Origin of the sequence: Schlesneria sp. (genome assembly GCF_036405755.1) — a bacterium.
GTDB lineage: Bacteria > Planctomycetota > Planctomycetia > Planctomycetales > Planctomycetaceae > Schlesneria > Schlesneria sphaerica.
In genome coordinates, this window is the sequence record NZ_DASWWZ010000733.1 from 1 (window position 1) to 17,463 (window position 17,463).

At 56.6% G+C, this 17,463-nt stretch carries 14 protein-coding genes; 4 read left to right on the forward strand and 10 right to left on the reverse strand.

Annotated elements, in window-relative coordinates; genetic code table 11:
- From VGE80_RS24115 to VGE80_RS24130, 4 genes are all read right to left on the reverse strand, one after another.
- A partial coding sequence (locus tag VGE80_RS24115) for an IS3 family transposase (protein ID WP_440594422.1) occupies positions 1-662 on the reverse strand: 662 nt, incomplete at its 3' end.
- Positions 659-946 (reverse strand): transposase, encoded by a 288-nt coding sequence (locus VGE80_RS24120; protein WP_440594423.1) that lies wholly within the window; start codon positions 944-946, stop codon positions 659-661. The genes VGE80_RS24120 and VGE80_RS24115, both read right to left, overlap by 4 nt.
- 89 nt (positions 947-1,035) lie before the next feature.
- Complete coding sequence (locus tag VGE80_RS24125) at positions 1,036-1,218, reverse strand: transposase (protein WP_440594433.1); 183 nt, start codon at positions 1,216-1,218, stop codon at positions 1,036-1,038.
- A gap of 324 nt (positions 1,219-1,542) precedes the next feature.
- Positions 1,543-2,865, reverse strand: a complete 1,323-nt coding sequence (locus VGE80_RS24130; protein ID WP_440594424.1) for a phospholipase D-like domain-containing protein — start codon at positions 2,863-2,865, stop codon at positions 1,543-1,545.
- Between the two features lie 610 nt (positions 2,866-3,475).
- On the opposite strand from VGE80_RS24130, the gene VGE80_RS24135 reads away from it, so the two are divergent.
- The 3 genes from VGE80_RS24135 to VGE80_RS24145 all read left to right on the forward strand — a co-directional run bounded on the left by VGE80_RS24135 (position 3,476) and on the right by VGE80_RS24145 (position 8,183).
- Entirely contained in the window at positions 3,476-4,864 is a 1,389-nt protein-coding gene (locus VGE80_RS24135; RefSeq protein ID WP_440594425.1) for a sialidase family protein, read from the forward strand.
- Positions 4,865-5,230: 366 nt separating this feature from the next.
- Positions 5,231-7,621, forward strand: coding sequence for a sugar-binding domain-containing protein (locus VGE80_RS24140; RefSeq protein WP_440594426.1), 2,391 nt, complete (start codon positions 5,231-5,233; stop codon positions 7,619-7,621).
- A 142-nt stretch (positions 7,622-7,763) separates the two neighbouring features.
- Positions 7,764-8,183, forward strand: a complete 420-nt coding sequence (locus tag VGE80_RS24145) for a hypothetical protein (RefSeq protein ID WP_440594427.1) — start codon at positions 7,764-7,766, stop codon at positions 8,181-8,183.
- 3 nt (positions 8,184-8,186) lie between these two features.
- Here VGE80_RS24145 and speA read toward each other — a convergent pair whose 3' ends face one another.
- From speA to VGE80_RS24160, 3 genes are all read right to left on the reverse strand, one after another.
- Positions 8,187-10,088, reverse strand: coding sequence for a biosynthetic arginine decarboxylase (gene speA / locus VGE80_RS24150; protein WP_440594428.1), 1,902 nt, complete (start codon positions 10,086-10,088; stop codon positions 8,187-8,189).
- A 176-nt stretch (positions 10,089-10,264) separates the two neighbouring features.
- Positions 10,265-11,215: a 2-hydroxyacid dehydrogenase gene (locus VGE80_RS24155; protein WP_440594429.1), complete on the reverse strand. Its 951-nt coding sequence runs from the start codon at positions 11,213-11,215 to the stop codon at positions 10,265-10,267.
- Between the two features lie 165 nt (positions 11,216-11,380).
- Positions 11,381-12,856: an FAD-binding oxidoreductase gene (locus VGE80_RS24160; RefSeq protein WP_373653661.1), complete on the reverse strand. Its 1,476-nt coding sequence runs from the start codon at positions 12,854-12,856 to the stop codon at positions 11,381-11,383.
- A 552-nt stretch (positions 12,857-13,408) separates the two neighbouring features.
- On the opposite strand from VGE80_RS24160, the gene trpB reads away from it, so the two are divergent.
- Positions 13,409-14,650, forward strand: a complete 1,242-nt coding sequence (gene trpB / locus VGE80_RS24165) for a tryptophan synthase subunit beta (RefSeq protein WP_373653662.1) — start codon at positions 13,409-13,411, stop codon at positions 14,648-14,650.
- A gap of 148 nt (positions 14,651-14,798) precedes the next feature.
- Here trpB and folD read toward each other — a convergent pair whose 3' ends face one another.
- From folD to VGE80_RS24180, 3 genes are all read right to left on the reverse strand, one after another.
- Complete coding sequence (gene folD / locus VGE80_RS24170; RefSeq protein ID WP_440594430.1) at positions 14,799-15,668, reverse strand: bifunctional methylenetetrahydrofolate dehydrogenase/methenyltetrahydrofolate cyclohydrolase FolD; 870 nt, start codon at positions 15,666-15,668, stop codon at positions 14,799-14,801.
- Positions 15,669-15,751: 83 nt separating this feature from the next.
- The gene (locus VGE80_RS24175) at positions 15,752-16,651 is read right to left on the reverse strand and encodes a peptidylprolyl isomerase (RefSeq protein ID WP_440594431.1); all 900 of its coding nucleotides are present in this window, start codon (positions 16,649-16,651) and stop codon (positions 15,752-15,754) included.
- 78 nt (positions 16,652-16,729) lie between these two features.
- The coding region (locus VGE80_RS24180) for a prepilin peptidase (RefSeq protein ID WP_440594432.1) at positions 16,730-17,463 on the reverse strand (734 nt) is incomplete at its 5' end.

The window sequence follows — 17,463 nt, forward strand, 5'->3', positions numbered from 1 at the left end:
TCCGCGTAGCCATTCTCCCACGGTGAACCAGGCTCGATGTACAGCGGCCCCACCGATGACCGCTCCAGCCAATTCCGCAACGCTTTGGCAATAAACTCCGGTCCGTTGTCACTCCGGATATGTGCCGGTACGCCATGAGCCACAAACAGGCCCCGCAACACCTCGATGATGTCCTCGCTTGTCATCCGGCGAGCCACCTTCAAACACAAACATTCGCGAGTGAATTCATCGACCACGCTCAACCACTTCAGGCTGGTCCCGTTCGACGTTCGATCGAAGATGAAATCCCACGCCCAGACCTGGTTCTTCCGCTCCACACGAACGCGATTGCAGCGATTCACACTGGCACCGAGACGTCGCTTCTTTCGTGGCTTTTTCTGCACTTTGAGACCTTCGCGACGCCACAGCCGATACACACGATCAAACCCGGCTTCAAACCCTTCCCGCTGTAACACAACCGTGATCCGGCGATACCCGAAACGCGGGTGCTGAAGAACCAACTCGTGAATCCGGGATAACAGGCGCCCTTCGTCACAAGTGGGTTGCCGTTCATAACGGTGACTACTGCGCGGCTGGCTCAACACACGGCACGCGCGACGTTCACTGACCGAAAACGAACTCTCCAGATGGTCCACAGCTTCACGCTTGCGGGAAGGGCTCACCAGTTTCCCGAGGCGATCTCTTTCAGCATCGCCTTGTCCAGCTCCGCTTCAGCCAGAAGCTTCTTCAACCGCGCGTTCTCTGTTTCCAGCTCCTTCAGACGCTTCGCTTCGTCTGAACTCATACCGCCGTACTTGCTCCGCCAACGGTAGTAAGTCTGCTCGCTGATCCCGAGGTGTTGAACCACTTCCGAAACCGACTTACCTGACTTCAACATCGCATCACAATCACGCAGCTTCTCCACGATCTGAGCCGCGCTGTGACGTTTTCCAACACCTTTCGGCATCTCCAATCTCCTTGCCTTAATTCGGCAAAAAGACTCTCATTACTGGTGGTACATTTCAACCATGGCAGACCAATGGCTCAAGATGCACTTCACCGTGCGCTTACCGAATTCCAGACTCCGTCTCGACGCCAGCGCCAGAAAACCGTGTAAACCGTCTTCCAGTGAGGGGATTTGTGAGGCAAGTAACGCCACTGACAACCGGTTCGATTCAGGTACAGGATTGCATCCAAGATGACTCTGCGGTCCACAGGCGGTTGGCCCGCTTCGGCAATAGTTTTTCAATGACCTTCCATTGCTCATCCGTGAGGCTCCTGGGATAATCCTTCATGATCGCTGCGGCTCCGTCTTCCTTGACCTGAGACCCCATGGATGCGGCGTCGTAGCGACTTTCTAAGTCTCAGGCAATCCGAAGACTTCGTCTCAGACCTGCCCCCTTTTCTTTTTTGAGCGGGGTTAAGAAACGTGAAAGGTACTCGTGTGAGGCGACCACGATCGCGGAAGAAGTGTGACGGGCATTTGACTGCCTTTGGAGTTATCTGCAACAGACCTGAAACGATTGATGCCGTCTCGTCAGACTTGGCGTTCACGGCAATTATTTAGATCCGACGGGCCATTATCATCGGGCAGTTTTCCCACGCACCTCCGAATAGGATGTATTGAGTGTTCCTTGCCCCAAAGAACACTTCTGCGTCAGATGACAACTCGATTTGTTGGTCATGTAGAACCGCGCTCAGAAACGTAGATGTGAGATTGGCGGCAATAAGTTCTGTATTTTCGTTTTTCCAGGTTTCCACATCCTCATTGAAATAAAGATTACTTTGTTTAGAACGATGTATCGTTATGCGGCTTCCATCAAACCAGCAATCAAATGCAATCGAACTGAGAAATTCCAATCGAGTAAGACGAATGTTGCAAGCCAAGTTCGTTCCAGATGAAGTATCAGTTGACGCATTGAACCACACTTCACAGTCTTCACCTCCGATAATTGATGTACCTCTTCTTCTCAAGGATCGACCAACAAACGTGATACGTGTTTTTACGAGACGAGCAAACCCAAGCCTCCACGTATCTTCTATGATGCAAAGATAAGATTTAAAGGGAACCAAGTGCGGCACCATGCCACCCGGAAGCGTCAATTTGGTTAAATCACTAGAACTTGCGACCAAGGAAATTAGTTGGCCATCCCGCTTCTTAGATGTGGCCTTTACCTTGGCACGCACCGAAACCTGAGCGTGCGTAATTCTTGAATTCCATGTCTTCGCTGTGCGTCGACGATCCTCCACAATCTGCCGCTGTCGATTGGCCTCAACAATCGCTTTCGCCGCCGCCTCGCGTTGATCGGTTTCCCTTTGCTTAACTCTCCCGTTTTCTTCAAGTTCAATTTCACGGTTCAGTTCTGTCAACTGCTGCCGCAATTCCCTTATTCTCTTTCGTAGAGGGGGAAGCTTTTTAATCATATCTTCGATCATCTCATTCGTGATCTCGATTGCTGACTCGCACCACGGTTGAACTTCGCTCCAAAGGTAATGAACGGTGTTCGGATCGGTGATTACGACGGTGGCCTCTCGACGAGAAGTCCCTCCTTTTGTGAGATTCTGGCTTCCAACACTGGCAAAAGCCGGGGGAATAATTACTATTTTGGCGTGAAGCCCCGTCACAGCGTAAATCTTGGCACCCAAACATTTCAACTTTTTTAAAGTTCGAATGTCGGATGCACCACTTGCAAAGGCCTCAGAGTCAAACAGCGTGTAGATTTCACAATGTGAGTTTGATTTGGCGGACTTGAAAACGCCAGTTACAACGGGCCTCGTGAGATACGGCGAGAAAATTGCACTTCTACCTTCCGCACGATTCAGTTCGCCTTTCCACCGGGAGACGACATTTTTTCGAACGTAAATGTTATTGCCGCCGTTGGTCACGCAGTCGCTTTCTTGAAGGAGACAAGTTGAGTCAACCAATTATCCTTTTTGCCATTCGGGCGTATTGAGTTTCAAGGGTGATTGAGATGGGTTCAAAGTTGCTCAAATCAACGACGTCCACGCCTGAAATAGTGGTTCCGACCGAAAGGCCTGACAATCAGAAGTCGGTGGCGTCGCGAAACAGTCGACGAGGATAATCACAGCTTCGCGACACTTCGTTGCAACGTCAATTTGAACCTCGATGGGCACGGTGCTCACAATTCAGCGATCATTTCATGTATTTCTTCGGCAGAGAACATTCTGTATCGCTCTAAATTTAGGGCGGTAAACGTACTGTGAAGTAGGCCCCCGGACAAGTGATCCTCGGGACCAACTTTTCTTCATACTTGTTGACTTTTAGTTGATTGGATCATCTCCGTTCGTTTTCGCGGATCGTTTCGGTCTTCCAGCGTGGCTCGGGATGCGCCTCCCCTGTCGGCCGGGCTAGTGAAAGCTAAATCGTGTAATTGCGGCGTGATGGGACTGGTGGGCAGTTTCTTCGGCGTGCAGTCTTCCCATAGACTCGCGATGCTCGTGGATCTGACTACCGTCTTTCGGAACATGGTTCATCATGGCGAGACAACATCGACGATTGATCGGCGGCTTGTTCCTATTTGTGATCCTGGCTTCGATTTGGCTGAGCCTCTCGCGCGATGAGTTTGTTCCAGCTCTGACGGAGACGCTCCCTTATCCGGTTGTCCTGCAGAGCGTCTCGCCGGAACTTGTCTCGTCCAGACAGCTTTCCCCCGGCCCGGGCTTTCAATCGCCGAAGCCGGTGATCGCTGCTGATCGCAGCGGCACCGTCGTGGTCCTGGCGTACGGACTTGTGAACGATCCACTGGCCGGCGACATTCTTGCCTGGAGATCAATCGACCGCGGCGAGATGTGGGGGTTGCCGGAAAATCTGACCGCTCGATCGACAGCAGGGGAGCTTCGGTTTGATCCGTGGGTCGAGACGGATCGTCGCGGGCACTACTACGCCGTTTACGGTTTGCGTTCCGACGGGCAGACCCTCTTTCGACGGTCTGCCAACGGCGGTGCTTCGTGGTCGCATGAGATGCCCATCCGCTGGCGGCATGGTGACCGGCCCGTTCTCGCAGTCAGCCCCAATGGCCGACGAATTGTGATTGCCGCCAGCATGAGTGAACCCGTCCCCGACGCAGCGACGAGACCGCTCGATGGAAATGCACCGAATGTGCATGAGCTTCTGAGAGCTCGGATCCGCCATTATTCCGGTGTTTTCCTCTCGAACAATTTCGGCAAGTCCTGGCAACGCCTTCCACCCCCGTTTGGAGAGACGACCCAGGCGATCCCCTTCTCGGTTGTCATTGACGATGATCGACAGATCGCCGCCTCGTGGATTGTGGAAGGGGAGGGCTCTACAAGCCAACTCAGCATGACCGACAACGATGGAGAGACATGGCGCAACACGGTTCTGGTCGAGTCCCTGCAGCCGGATCGTCCGCATCCTTTCAATGGTGAGCGATTTCCGGTTGTGGCGCGAGATGGTTCCGGCCGGTTTCATACGGCGTTCATTACAGCCAGAGCCGAGAAACTGTTGACTCGCTCCAGTTCCGACGGACGCGAATGGAGCGACGCAACTCAGCACTCGCATCCCTCCGCCGAAGAGGTTCGAATGGCCGCGATCGACGCGATCGGCCCCATGGTGCACGTCATGTGGATGGAGCGACAGGGGGAGACCTGGCAAGCCTACTATCGAGGATCATCGGATCACGGGAAAACATGGATTGATTCGATCTGCTTATCGAACTCCATTCAACTTAAGAACGGTACGATTGTCGACGGATTCCAGATCTACGGCGACGATGATCAATCCTCCCTGCGGGACGATGGACGAGGGCGAGTGCATGCAGTGTGGAGTGTGCAAGGGGGGATCGTCATCCATTCGGTCATTGACTGGCGGACGGAATCACCAACGGGAGCATCGCTGACAAACTGAGCGAGACACCCCTGGCCGGGAGGGCAAATCGCTGTGCAGGAACGTTTGCGGTGCGGGTCCGGGGGCCCCTCGGCTCTGCAGGGCCATGACGGACTGCCTCGCGAACCCGGATTGGCCGCTCATGTGAATCCTTCATCCGCAGATTACGCGGAGGGACGCAGATTCTGGAGACAGGAACGCTCATCTGCGAGAATCAGCTCAATCTGCGGATCAGTGGGCGATGAGGAAAGCCTGTTCCCGTTCTTGGCAGCGGGCTCAACGCGCGATGCGGTGGGGATGGGTAAACTGAAAGAGTGCTGGAAATTGCGGGGGCGAGTCGTTTGAATCTGGTGATTGACTCTCACCTTTTCTGGAAAGCGCTCGCTCATGAAACACCTCTTTTTCCTGGTGATCGGCCTGTGGTCCCTTCCCTGTCTGGCGGGTGAGTGGAAAGCGAAATCGGCTCCGCTGATGACCAAGTGGGCAGACGAGGTTTCACCAACGAATGCGCATCCGGAATACCCTCGTCCGCAACTGGTTCGCAAAGAGTGGCTCAACCTGAACGGCTTGTGGGATTACTCCATTGAGCCGAAAGAGACCGCTCGGCCGGGCCGGTGGCAGACGGAAGCGATTCTGGTCCCCTTCCCTGTGGAATCGGCTCTGTCAGGCGTGATGGAACTGGTGGGACCCGAGCAGAAGCTCTGGTATCGCCGTAACTTCCAGATCCCACGAAAGAACGATGCGGTCGACCCCGCCTGGGCAAATCAGCGGGTGCTGCTGCACTTTGGCGCGGTGGACTGGGAGACTACCGTTTTCGTCAACGGACATGAAGTCGGAAGCCATCGCGGCGGCTTCGATCCCTTCAGTTTCGATATTACTTCGGTGCTGAAGCCGGATGCCGAGAATGAACTGATTGTCGCCGTCTGGGACCCCAGCGACGCAGGCTATCAGGGACGGGGTAAACAGGTCCAGAAGCCAGGGGGTATCTTCTATACACCCACCACCGGAATCTGGCAGACGGTCTGGCTGGAACCCGTCCCCCAAACGTATATCCGTGACGTCACGATCACTCCGGACCTGGACCAGCGACAACTGACGATTCAGACCGACGTCGTTAACCCACAGCCGGGGTGGAAACTGGGGATTGTCGTCCGGTCGCAAACCGCCACGGGAGGGATCACTCACCGACGCTGGCAGACCGATCTGAAAGCCCCTGCGCGGATCACGCTGAGAGATCAAGATCCGAATTTTGCATCGTACATCTGGTCCCCCTCGAACCCGCATCTGATCGATGTCCATGTGGCACTCGTCGAGGATGAATCGGCCGATCTGCTGGGCTTCGGGCAGGAATGGTTGCCGAAGGATCCAGGTGTGATTGAGGCGGTCGATCCTGTTCCGCTGGTCGACCTTGTCAGTTCCTATACAGCACTGCGGAAAATTTCTGTGGGAAAAGACGCGCACGGAATCACGCGCATCCTGCTCAATGACAAGCCCCTGTTTCAGGTAGGCCCGCTCGATCAGGGGTTCTGGCCTGACGGTCTGTATACCGCCCCCACGGACGAAGCAATGAAATTTGATATCGATCAGACGCGGGCGTACGGGTTCAACCTGATCCGCAAGCACGTCAAAGTGGAACCGGCCACCTGGTACCACCACTGCGACAAAACGGGAATGCTGGTCTGGCAGGACATGCCCAGCGGAGATCGCTCGGCCCCATGGGACCCGTTCGGCAAGTTCGACAATCAGGAGCTGACTCGTTCAGCCGAATCGGCGGCTGACTATCGGCGGGAATGGAAGTCGATCATCGACGCGCGCCGTGCGTTCCCCTGCATCGTGATGTGGGTTCCCTTTAATGAGGGGTGGGGACAGTCAGAGACCGTCGCCATTACGAAGTGGACGAAAGAGTACGACCCCAGCCGACTGGTCAACTGCGCCTCGGGAGGAAACGACTTTCCCGTGGGTGATGTGATTGACGTACATCGGTACCCGGGGCCCGTCGCACCTGTTCCGACGGCCGAGCGTGCGTCTGTGCTGGGTGAGTTTGGCGGACTGGGCCTGCCGTTGGAGGGGCATACCTGGCAGGGGAAAGAGAACTGGGGATACCGCAACTTCGAAGACCAGGTGTCACTGACCGCTGCGTATCTGGATCTGTTTGATCAGCTTCATCCGCTGATCGAAAAACCGGGGCTGTCAGCCGCCATCTACACGCAAACGACAGACGTCGAAACCGAGGTCAACGGCCTGATGACCTACGACCGCAAAGTCCTCAAGATTCCGGTGGAGGCGGCGACGAAAGCGCATGCGGCCTTGTTTCAGCCCGCGCGGCAACTCAACACGGTTGTTCCCACGTCCAGAGACGAAGCGGTCACGTGGCAATATACGCTGGAAAAGCCGAGCGACGGTTGGGAAAAACCGGCATTCGATGCCACTCCCTGGAAGTCAGCGCCAGGGGGCTTCGGTGAAAAATCGACCCCCGGTTCCGTGGTCAGAACAGAATGGAAGTCCAATGATATCTGGCTGCGGCGGACGTTTAATCTGAAGACCAATCCCAAGGGGGAAATTCGGCTGATCATGCATCATGACGAGGACGCAGAAGTCTACCTGAACGGCGAATTACTGAAGAAAGTCAGCGGCTATTCCACCGACTACCGGCAGTTTCGTCTCAGCCCTCAGGCTCAGAAAGCACTGACCAGGGGAACCAACACGCTGGCTGTCCATTGCAAACAAACGGGGGGTGGCCAATACATCGATGTGGGACTTGTCGAACTTGCCGAATGAGACGCCACCTCTCGTTAATTTGTAACGGTTATCGAGGCAGAGCCAGGCGGCACCGCGTGTTAAAGTTTAACGAATTGGCTGGCTGTTCAGGGTCGCAACAGCAGAAGTGCTGCCGGGAAGTCGTCTCGACGATACATCCGGCATGGATGACTTCGAGCTAGAACAGTTGAGAAAAAACCCGCAGTGGTCGCTGGTACTGCAGCAGTATCAGCAACTCCATACGCAGGGACGCAACGATTCGCCCGAGTTTGATGGATGGACTCCCAGGATCTTCCACGTGGAAGATGTCCCTGTGGAAGAGCTATCCGGCATCCACGGGAAGCTGATCGCGTACGGATTTCTCAAGTTCGACCTGGCAGGCCGTGACGGTGGTCTGCGGTACCAGTTGACTCCGCTGGGCAAGCAGGGAATCCAGGGACGCATCAGCGAAGACGAAGACGAGGACGGCGACGACGTGGCAGTCCCTTCTGCAACCGACTCCGTAATTGCCGAACCCGAACTCGCCGAGCCTGTACTGACTGGCCCCGTGCTGGCTGAACAGGGCGAACTGGTCGAGGCCTGAGAACTACTCGAGATAGGTCCCTTTTCCGGCACCGCTTTCATAATCCTTCGCGAGTTGCTCTGCCGTCTCTTTTGACAGAGCACCGGCATCGACGCGTGCGGCCAACTGCTTCCTGTACGATTCCAGGAGCTGCAGTCTGTCATAGCGGGCGAACTGCAGCATGTCGTTGATGCGACTTCCCGGGACCAGCTTCGTCACGTGGTATCTGCCGTCGGCATCGATCACCACCTGAGCTTCGTTGGGATTGCCGAACAGGTTGTGGTGACTTCCCATCACCTCCTGATACGCCCCGGTGAGGAAGATTCCCAGGTAGTAGTCCTCACCATCCTGCCAGCGGTGCAGTTCGAGCGTCTCTTTCACATCCTTCAGATCGATGAACTTGTCGATCTTTCCATCGCTGTCGCACGTGACGTCGACCAGCGTCGCGAAGTCTGACGGAATCTCGTTCAGGCGGTGAATCGGAACGATGGGAAACAGTTGCTTGATTGCCCAGCTATCCGGGGCCGAGCGGAAAAGAGAGAAGTTGCACAGATACTTCTGAGCCAGAATTTTCTTCAGTGCTTCAAACTCATCATCGGGGAACTTGTCCTCTTCGGATTCTTTCAGGGCCCGGGCACAGACTTCCCAGAACAGCACTTCCCCTTTCGCGCGGTCTTCGAGACTGATTAACCCCAGATTGAACTGCGTATGCAGCTCGTCTTTGTGTTCAAGGGCATCGTGGTAGTACTCGTTATAGTTCTTGCCGTTGATCCCGTCGCACAGGTCTTTGAGTTCCGTGATCACTTGAGGATCGTCGTTGTCGATGGTCACGACAGGGACATCGTCGGCGAAGGTTTCGATCTCATCGCGGATGGACGTGATGAAGACCGTGTGATAGGCAGTCATGAACCGCCCGCTCTCGGTCACCAGATGCGGATGGGGGACATGCTCTTCATCACAGACAGACTTGATGGTATAGACGACGTCGTTCGCAAATTCCTGCACGGTGTAGTTCACGCTCGAGTCATAGCGAGTCTGTGAGCCATCGTAGTCCACCCCCAGACCGCCGCCAATGTCGAGGAACTCAATCTCGCAGCCGATCTGCCGCAGTTTGGAGTAAACGCGGGCAGCCTCTTTCATCGCGTTCTTCACACGTTTGATGTCCGTGATCTGCGACCCGATATGGAAATGCAGCAGCTTCAGGCGATGGTCGAGTTTGTTTTCCCGCAGCAGACGAACACAATCAAGCAGTTCTGATGTCGTCAGTCCGAACTTGGCGGCGTCACCTCCGGACGATGCCCACTTCCCCGACCCGCGTGAATAGAGCTTGGCGCGCAGGCCGATCCAGGGAGCAACCCCGGTCTGCTGCGCCAGCTTGACGACCATCTTGAGCTCGTTCAACTTCTCGACGATGATGACGACCCGTTTCCCTGCCTGCACAGCCAGCAGTGCCGTGCGAATGAACGCTTCGTCCTTGAAGCCATTACACAGCAGCAACGATTCGGCATTCTGCTCTTGTGCCACCGCCGCGTAGAGTTCTGCTTTCGAACCACACTCCAGCCCGACCCGGTAGCGATTGCTGTCACGCAGGAACTCTTCGACCACTTCACGTCGGGGATTCACTTTCATCGGAAAGACGGGATAGTGCAGTCCGTGGAAGCCGTATTGTGTGATGGCCGAATGGTAGGCCGTGGAAAGCCGTCGCAACTGGCTGGTCAGGATCTGGGGGAATCGCAGCAGCAATGGTGACTGCTGCTTCTGTTTTGACAGCAAATCATCGACGAGATCCTTCAAATCGACTGACCGCGAATCTCCCTGGACGGGACGGACAACGACGTGCCCCTTGCCATTGATATCGAAATATCCGGCTGACCAGTTCTCGACGCCATACGCCTGTTGGATTCGCTGCAGAGTTTCGTCATTCATGACGGATCGATTCCCGATTGAGTAGGAATTGAGAGTGATTGCTTACTGACCGACGTACTGAGCTCAAACTGCTGAATCTCACCGACTGGCCTGGCATGTTCCTGCATACTGTGCAACGCGAAGCAGGATGGCACCAGCGAAGCCGCAGCGGAGCGGATCTCCGCGCCGGGAAACGACTAAACGGCCCATGGCAAGGGGTTGGACTTCAAGCCCGCCTGCAGGTTTTCGACCGTCATCTGCATCATGCGGTGACGTGTGCGGTTGGACGCACTTCCCAGGTGAGGGGTGATCACCAGATTCGTCAGCGACAGTAAAGGATGGTTGCGCGGAAGGGGTTCGGGATTGGTCACATCCAGCCCCGCTCCGGCGATGCGGCGAGAGTTGAGTGCCGCAAACAGAGCGTCGTGATCGACGACCGCCCCGCGTGCCATATTCAGCAGAATCCCCGTCGGTTTCATCAGCCCTAGTTCACGAGTGCCAATCAAATTGGTTGTTTGGGGGGTCAGAGGGCAATTGAGCGCCACAAAGTCCGACTGCTTCAGCAGATCATCGAACGCTGCGTACTCAACGCCGAGATCCCGTTCCGCCTCAGTGTCGCGGTTACGATTGTGATAGAGCACCCGCATGTCGAAGGCCCGGGCACGGCGAGCGACCTGCCGGCCGATGCGGCCCAATCCGACAATCCCCAGCGTGCTGCCCGAGACTTCGTAGCCGATCAACTGAGCCGGATCGTAATGAGTGAATTCGGCAGAACGGGCGAACTGATCCCCGACGACAACGTTGCGGGCGGTCGCCAGCAGCAGCGCCATCGTCATGTCGGCCGTCGATGCGTCGAGACAGCCGGGCGTGTTCCCGACGGGAATCTTTCGTTCCCGGGCCGCCGCCACGTCAATGTGATCGACTCCGACACCGTGGTTGCTGATCACCTTCAGGTTCGGCATCCGATCCATCAGCGGTCCATCCACGCGGGGATGTCCGAATGTCAGGACGCCCACAGCACGGGCCAGACTCGGCGATTGCGGCGACTCGTCCCACTCGAGGATCTCAATATCCGGACCGAGCATCTCACGCAGGACTGGCGGAAGTCCATCACCCATGATGGGAACTGGCGTCGTAGCGGATGTCATTGAGAGTTCTTTCGGATTGACGGAAATTCGAAATCGAACATCGCTGAATAGGGGACAGGGACCTCTGCCAGTGTTGCTCAGCAATTCCGTGAAGGGGTGTTCCTGTCACGTCGTCGCCAACAGGAAATCAGGGCTCCCTTCCCGTCTCTAAAACGTCGTTCAGGACTACATCGCAGCTCGCCGACCCGGCTTCTGCTTGAGTGGAGCCTCGTTTCCACACCCTGCGGAGGTGGGGAGCATTTTCCCGGGACTGCAGCGGCCAGCGGGATTGAAACAGTCGCGAATGGATCGCATGACGTTCAGGTCTTCAGGAGCGAACAGCTTGTCCATGAAGTTGATTTTTTCGACGCCGATGCCGTGTTCCCCCGTGACGCTTCCCCCCAGTTCAATGCACTTGCTGAGGATCTCGTCGCTCGCTTTGAGAACTCGTTCCACCTGTTCGGTATCCCGTTCATCGAACAGCAGAATCGGGTGGATGTTGCCGTCGCCCGCGTGGAAGACATTCACGATTCGCAGTCCGTGCCGGATCCCGCAATCGATGATGTGTTCGAGAATCTGAGGCAGCTTGGTGCGGGGCACCACGCCGTCTTGCGTGCAATAGCTGGGACTTAGTCGCCCAATCGCACCGAACGCCTGCTTGCGGCATTTCCACAGCAGGAGTCGCTCTTTCGTCGAATTCGCCTGCCGAACTTCACGTGCCCCGTTCGCCGTACAGAGATTGATGATGCGTTGCGCTTCTTCGTCGACAGCGACTTCCAGGCCATCGACTTCGATCAGCAGGACCGCACCGGCATCGAGCGGAAATCCAAAATGGAACGCCTGCTCGACGGCACTGACAATCCCCTGGTCCATCATCTCGAGTGCCGCAGGAACGATCCCGGCCCCGATGATTTCGCTGATCGCTTTCGTGGCGTCGGAAACCGTTTCGAAAATTCCGAGCATCGTGCGGTACGCAGCGGGATCGCGTGTCAGTCGGACGATGACTTTTGTCGCGATACCGAGGGTTCCTTCGTTGCCGACGAACAGTCCGGTCAGATCGTAGCCCGGCGTTTCTTCTGTCGGTCCACCTAACTGGACGACTTCACCACTGGGCAGCACGACTTCCGCCCCGAGTACGTGGTTCACGGTCACGCCGTACTTGAGCGTGTGGGGTCCCCCGGAGTTTGTGGCGAAGTTTCCGCCGATCGTGCAGGCTCCCTGACTCGAAGGGTCCGGGGCAAAGTGATAACCGCTCCCTTTCAAGTGCTGTGTCAGGTGCACATTGACGAGTCCCGGTTCGACCACGGCATAGCGATCGCGGTAGTTGACTTCCAGAATCTTCCTCATCCGGGTGAGCGCGATCATGACGCCCCCCCCGACGGGGAGGCACCCCCCGGCGAGACTGGTTCCCGCCCCGCGGGGAACGAAAGGGACGTCGAACTCGTTGCAGATTTGAACGATCGCAACGACTTGCTCGGTCGTTGTCGGAAAGACGACCACATCGGGCGATTTCTTATCGACGACGAATCCATCGCACTCGTAAACCAGCAGTTCTTCGGGATTGAAAAGCAACGACTCTTCGCCCACCACGGCCCTTAACCGTTCGAGAAGCTGCTGAGGTCGATGAGTCGTCCGAACGGGTTGAGCCAGGGATGTGGTCATGAGGATCGATTTGTTTCCAAAGGCGCAGTGGTTGTCGAGAACTGCACGAGAAAAACCAGGAGAAAATTACCTTAGACAGTGCTGTTAGAAATGGGAAGACACAGGCCCCGGATCCCGGGCCACTTTCTCTTGCGAGTGCGAGGCCGAGCCTTCCCCGTACGTTTCTGGTACGGCAGCCCAAAGCCGAGGGATTCCGACGAAATCATACGGAGCGTCTCCCCTGTCGAGAAATCTGTCCCTGTCTTCGAGCTGCCCGAACCCCCTGGCCACTCGGGTTGTCCTCATTTTCTTGTTCCTGCGTACGTCAATTGCTCATCGATGTCAGGACGGCGGATGTGGTTTTCACGTCTGTGTGCAGTTACAATTCCATCCATTGAAGAAAACTCATCCGGCAGACGGGGGCATTCGGGTCCGCAGCGGATGAGAGAGAGGGTTCGACAGGTTGATGAGGGGGGATCGACATCTCCGCTGACATTGTCTGATCCGCCGCTGTTCGCATGAACCGATGCCGGTTTCCACGCTGATTCTCGTTTTGTTCTGTGAAAGTTGACTATGTCTGTTGTTTCCTCCACGGTTCCCTCCTCAGCATACGGCCCGGCAACGTCACAGGTTCCGGACGCGGAAGGCCGCTTCGGTGAATTCGGTCGACGGTTCGTCCCCGAGACGCTGATGCACGCACTCGAAGAACTGACGGTCGAATACACCCGAGCCAAGGCCGATCCCGCCTTTCATAAGCAACTGGATTCCCTGTTGCGTACCTTTGTCGGCCGCCCGAATCCACTGTACTTCGCCGAACGACTGACGAAGGAATGCGGGGGAGCCCAGATCTATTTCAAGCGAGAAGATCTGAATCACACCGGCGCTCACAAGATCAATAACACGATTGGACAGGCGCTGCTGACCCTGAGAATGGGGAAGAAACGGGTCATCGCCGAGACCGGTGCCGGTCAGCATGGCGTTGCCACTGCGACCGCGTGTGCCCGCTTCGGCCTGCCCTGCGTCGTCTACATGGGTGAAGAAGATATCCGCCGACAGAAACTGAATGTCTTCATCATGCGAACCATGGGGGCTGAAGTCCGCCCGGTGACCAGTGGCTCACGCACTCTCCGCGATGCCATCAACGAAGCGATGCGCGACTGGATGGCATCCGTCGCCGACACCCATTACATCCTCGGTTCCGTCGTGGGGCCTCACCCCTTCCCCATGATCGTCCGTGACTTCCAGTCCGTCATTGGGAAAGAAGCCCGCTCGCAATGCCTCGAAGCGACCGGAAAACTGCCTGAGGAAGTCGTCGCCTGCGTGGGTGGCGGCTCCAACTCGGCCGGTATGTTCTATCCCTTCGTCGACGACACGACTGTGGAACTGAGCGGTGTGGAACCGGGCGGACGTGGTCCGAATCCCGGTGATCATGCCAGCACCCTCTCGTACGGTAACAAAGGGATTCTTCATGGAACGTACAGTTACGTCCTGCAGGATGAGGATGGGCAGACGTCGGACGTCCATTCAATTTCGGCCGGTCTCGACTATCCCGGCGTCGGCCCCGAACATGCCTACTGGAAAGACACCGGCCGCGTGAATTACGTGAATATCGGTGATGACCTGGCGCTCAAAACCCTCCAGCACGTGGCTCGTACAGAAGGGATCCTGCCCGCACTCGAAAGCTCACACGCAATCGCTTACGCGCTGCAACGAGCCAAACAGCGCAAGCCGTCGGACGTGATTGTCGTCTGCCTGTCGGGACGGGGGGACAAAGACGTCAACGAAGTCGCTCGACTGACCGGCAAGGACCTGTAATGCCCTTGCGGGAATTCAGGTAGCAACCTCGCAGGGAGACGGCCAGCTCGCTCCCCGCGCTAAATCGATGAAAGCCAATGAAGAGGCCCCTGGCGCTGAGTTCAGCGTCAGGGGCCTCGTGTTTTTCGAGCTGCTGCTCAGTTGGACATCATCGGGCACTCGACCGGAGTCGGGCCGCCGTCAGCGTATTCTCAAGCAGCATGGCGATCGTCATCGGGCCAACTCCGCCGGGAACGGGGGTGATTGCGGAGGCGACTTCCGACACCGGTCCGAAGGCCACATCCCCCACTAGTTTGTCACCAACGCGGTTGATGCCGACGTCGATCACAACGGCCCCCGGCTTGACCATATCGGCTGTGACAAACTCGGGCTTTCCGATCGCCGCGATCAGGACGTCGGCGGTACGGGTCAGTTCGGGCAGGTTTTTCGTGCGACTATGGCAGATCGTGACCGTCGCGTTCGCCGTCTCCCCTTTCTGAACGAGCATCATCGCCACAGGCTTACCGACAATCTCACTTCGCCCCAGCACCACGACATGCGCCCCATCCAGCCGAGTCCCCGACTCCCTCAGCAGCACCTGAACACCGTGCGGGGTACAGGGGAGAAATCGAGGACGCCCCTGAGCCATCCGCCCGACGTTCTCGGGGTGAAAGCAATCCACGTCCTTCGCAGCCGACACCGCGTCCAGTACGGTCGTTTCATGAATCTGATCAGGCAACGGCAACTGCACGAGGATTCCGTGCACCGTCGAATCTTCATTCAGTCGATTAACCAGCGCCAGCAGTTCCGCCTGGGTCGTCGTCGCAGGGAGGCGGAAGACATCACTATCGATTCCGACTTTGGCACAGGCGTTTTCTTTATTTCGCACATAGACCTGGCTGGCAGGATCATCGCCGATGAGGATGGCGGCCAGCTTCGGCGTGATGTGAGTCTTCTGGCGGAACTCGGCAACGTCTTGCGTCAATCGCTCACGGATCGCAGCAGCGATTGCCTTTCCGTCGATTAACTGAGCGGGCATTTGATAAACTTTCGTTTCAGGATTCCACCGCGAAAAGGGTGGTTTAATTGAGAGGGCCGTAAACTACGATTGGATTCCGAATCTCAGGGGGCCGCTCGTCGTTCGATGCGAGCACCCGTTCGTGCTTGTTGAACGGTCTGGGTCCACATCTGTTGAGAGAGCCGCTCCATGATAACAGGTCGGACATCCTCGAGACTGAAATCTCCCACCTGCCGTTCTGTGACCTGGATCAGGTGCACGCCGACCGGTGAGACGATCGGTTCGCTGATCTCACCGATTTTGATGGCGAACGCCGCATGCGAAACAGCCGCGGGACGTTTTCCCTGCCAGCCGAACAGTCCCACGTCCCCTCCACGTGCGCGAGTCGGCGACTCCGAATACTTCATCGCTGCTTCCGCGAAGGTCAATTTCTTCGCCATCAGATCATTTCGGACTTCAGCCAGCACCTTCTTCTTCGCTTCCACCACGTCAGCCTCTGCAGGCATGGGCAGTTTCAACACGATCTGGTTGGCGCGAAGCTGAGTCCCATCCAGTTCCTGCTTATGCTGCTCGAAATAGTCTTTGACCTGTTCGGCAGTCACCGTCTTCCGGACATAGACCTGCCAGGCGAGCGGCAGCCCGAGCTCCGCTTTCAGTCGGCTGGACGAATAGCCCAGCTTCGCGAGGACAACGGCAGGATCTTCCCCTCCCTTGCGAATGTAGGCTTCCGCTTTCGAAATCTGAAACTGCACTTCCTCTTCGGGGGGCTCAATTTTTTGAGACGCCAGAAACTCACGAATGAGTTGTCGATCAATCAATCGCTCGATGACTTTGGGAGTTTCTTTACCGCGCTGGTCCGGCGCGACACCCTGCTGCGACAGAGCGAAATCGACATCCCCTTGCGTAATCGACACTCCATTCACACTGGCGACGGTGGCAGGCGCATCGTCAGCAGCGGCCAAGGCCGTAAAACAGCACAACCAGACCAGTCCTATGGCGGCCATATTCGAGACTCTCCCGGGCTTCAAAATCAGAACCGGGGACATGGTAGAGGATCGACCCGTTCTCTGAGAACAGCGCAATTACCGCGTTCCCCGCCAACGGTCACTGTGCAATCGACTCTGCCCCGCTGCCACCCCCGGCCAGGGAGTATCACACCTTCGCTTGCTGTCAAAGAACGAAAGCTGATCGGCCGATGTCCATTCTTCGATGATCAATGGTTCCTCGCGAAACCCAAGCTGCTGTTTGACAAATCGCGTCAACACCAGCAGCGGGGCGAACAGCAAGCCCATCAGTAAAAAGACAATCGGTAGTAGCGGGCCGCGGCTGAAGAATGTCTCGAACTTCGAGAAGTAGTGATTCCAGCCGAGCACGACCATCATGGCCGCAACACTCAAGTAAGGCCCGAACGGGATTTCTCGCGAGGACCGCAGCGTGAACGTGATTGAGGTGGCAATCAGGGCACACAGAGGTGCCACGAGGAAGAACACGATGAGAGACGCCTGCCAGCCCATGAAGCTACCAATCATCGCCATCAGAATCACATCCCCGAACCCCATTGCTTCCCGCTGAAAGGCCCAATGCCCGAGAATCCGCACAATCCAGACGGTTCCCCCACCCACAATCAAGCCCAGCACGCTCGAGAAGAGACCGTGCAGATGCGGATGGGCGTTGAAGAACGGAATCTGCTCGGGTAAGTAAAGCATCCAGTGCAGCCACACGGGCAACACAGGCTGTAGTCCGTTCAGCTCGTAAGCAGAGAAGAACCACGCGGGCCACAGCGTGGGAGCCCCCAAGATTCCCGCACCGATGATCC

Coding starts and splice junctions, on each gene's coding strand:
- VGE80_RS24120 (WP_440594423.1), bottom strand. CDS start 946: ATGCCGAAAGGTGTTGGAAAACGTCACAGCGCGGCTCAGATCGTGGAG.
- VGE80_RS24135 (WP_440594425.1), top strand. CDS start 3,476: ATGGCGAGACAACATCGACGATTGATCGGCGGCTTGTTCCTATTTGTG.
- VGE80_RS24140 (WP_440594426.1), top strand. CDS start 5,231: ATGAAACACCTCTTTTTCCTGGTGATCGGCCTGTGGTCCCTTCCCTGT.
- VGE80_RS24145 (WP_440594427.1), top strand. CDS start 7,764: ATGGATGACTTCGAGCTAGAACAGTTGAGAAAAAACCCGCAGTGGTCG.
- speA (WP_440594428.1), bottom strand. CDS start 10,088: ATGAATGACGAAACTCTGCAGCGAATCCAACAGGCGTATGGCGTCGAG.
- VGE80_RS24155 (WP_440594429.1), bottom strand. CDS start 11,215: ATGACATCCGCTACGACGCCAGTTCCCATCATGGGTGATGGACTTCCG.
- VGE80_RS24160 (WP_373653661.1), bottom strand. CDS start 12,856: ATGACCACATCCCTGGCTCAACCCGTTCGGACGACTCATCGACCTCAG.
- trpB (WP_373653662.1), top strand. CDS start 13,409: ATGTCTGTTGTTTCCTCCACGGTTCCCTCCTCAGCATACGGCCCGGCA.
- folD (WP_440594430.1), bottom strand. CDS start 15,668: ATGCCCGCTCAGTTAATCGACGGAAAGGCAATCGCTGCTGCGATCCGT.
- VGE80_RS24175 (WP_440594431.1), bottom strand. CDS start 16,651: ATGGCCGCCATAGGACTGGTCTGGTTGTGCTGTTTTACGGCCTTGGCC.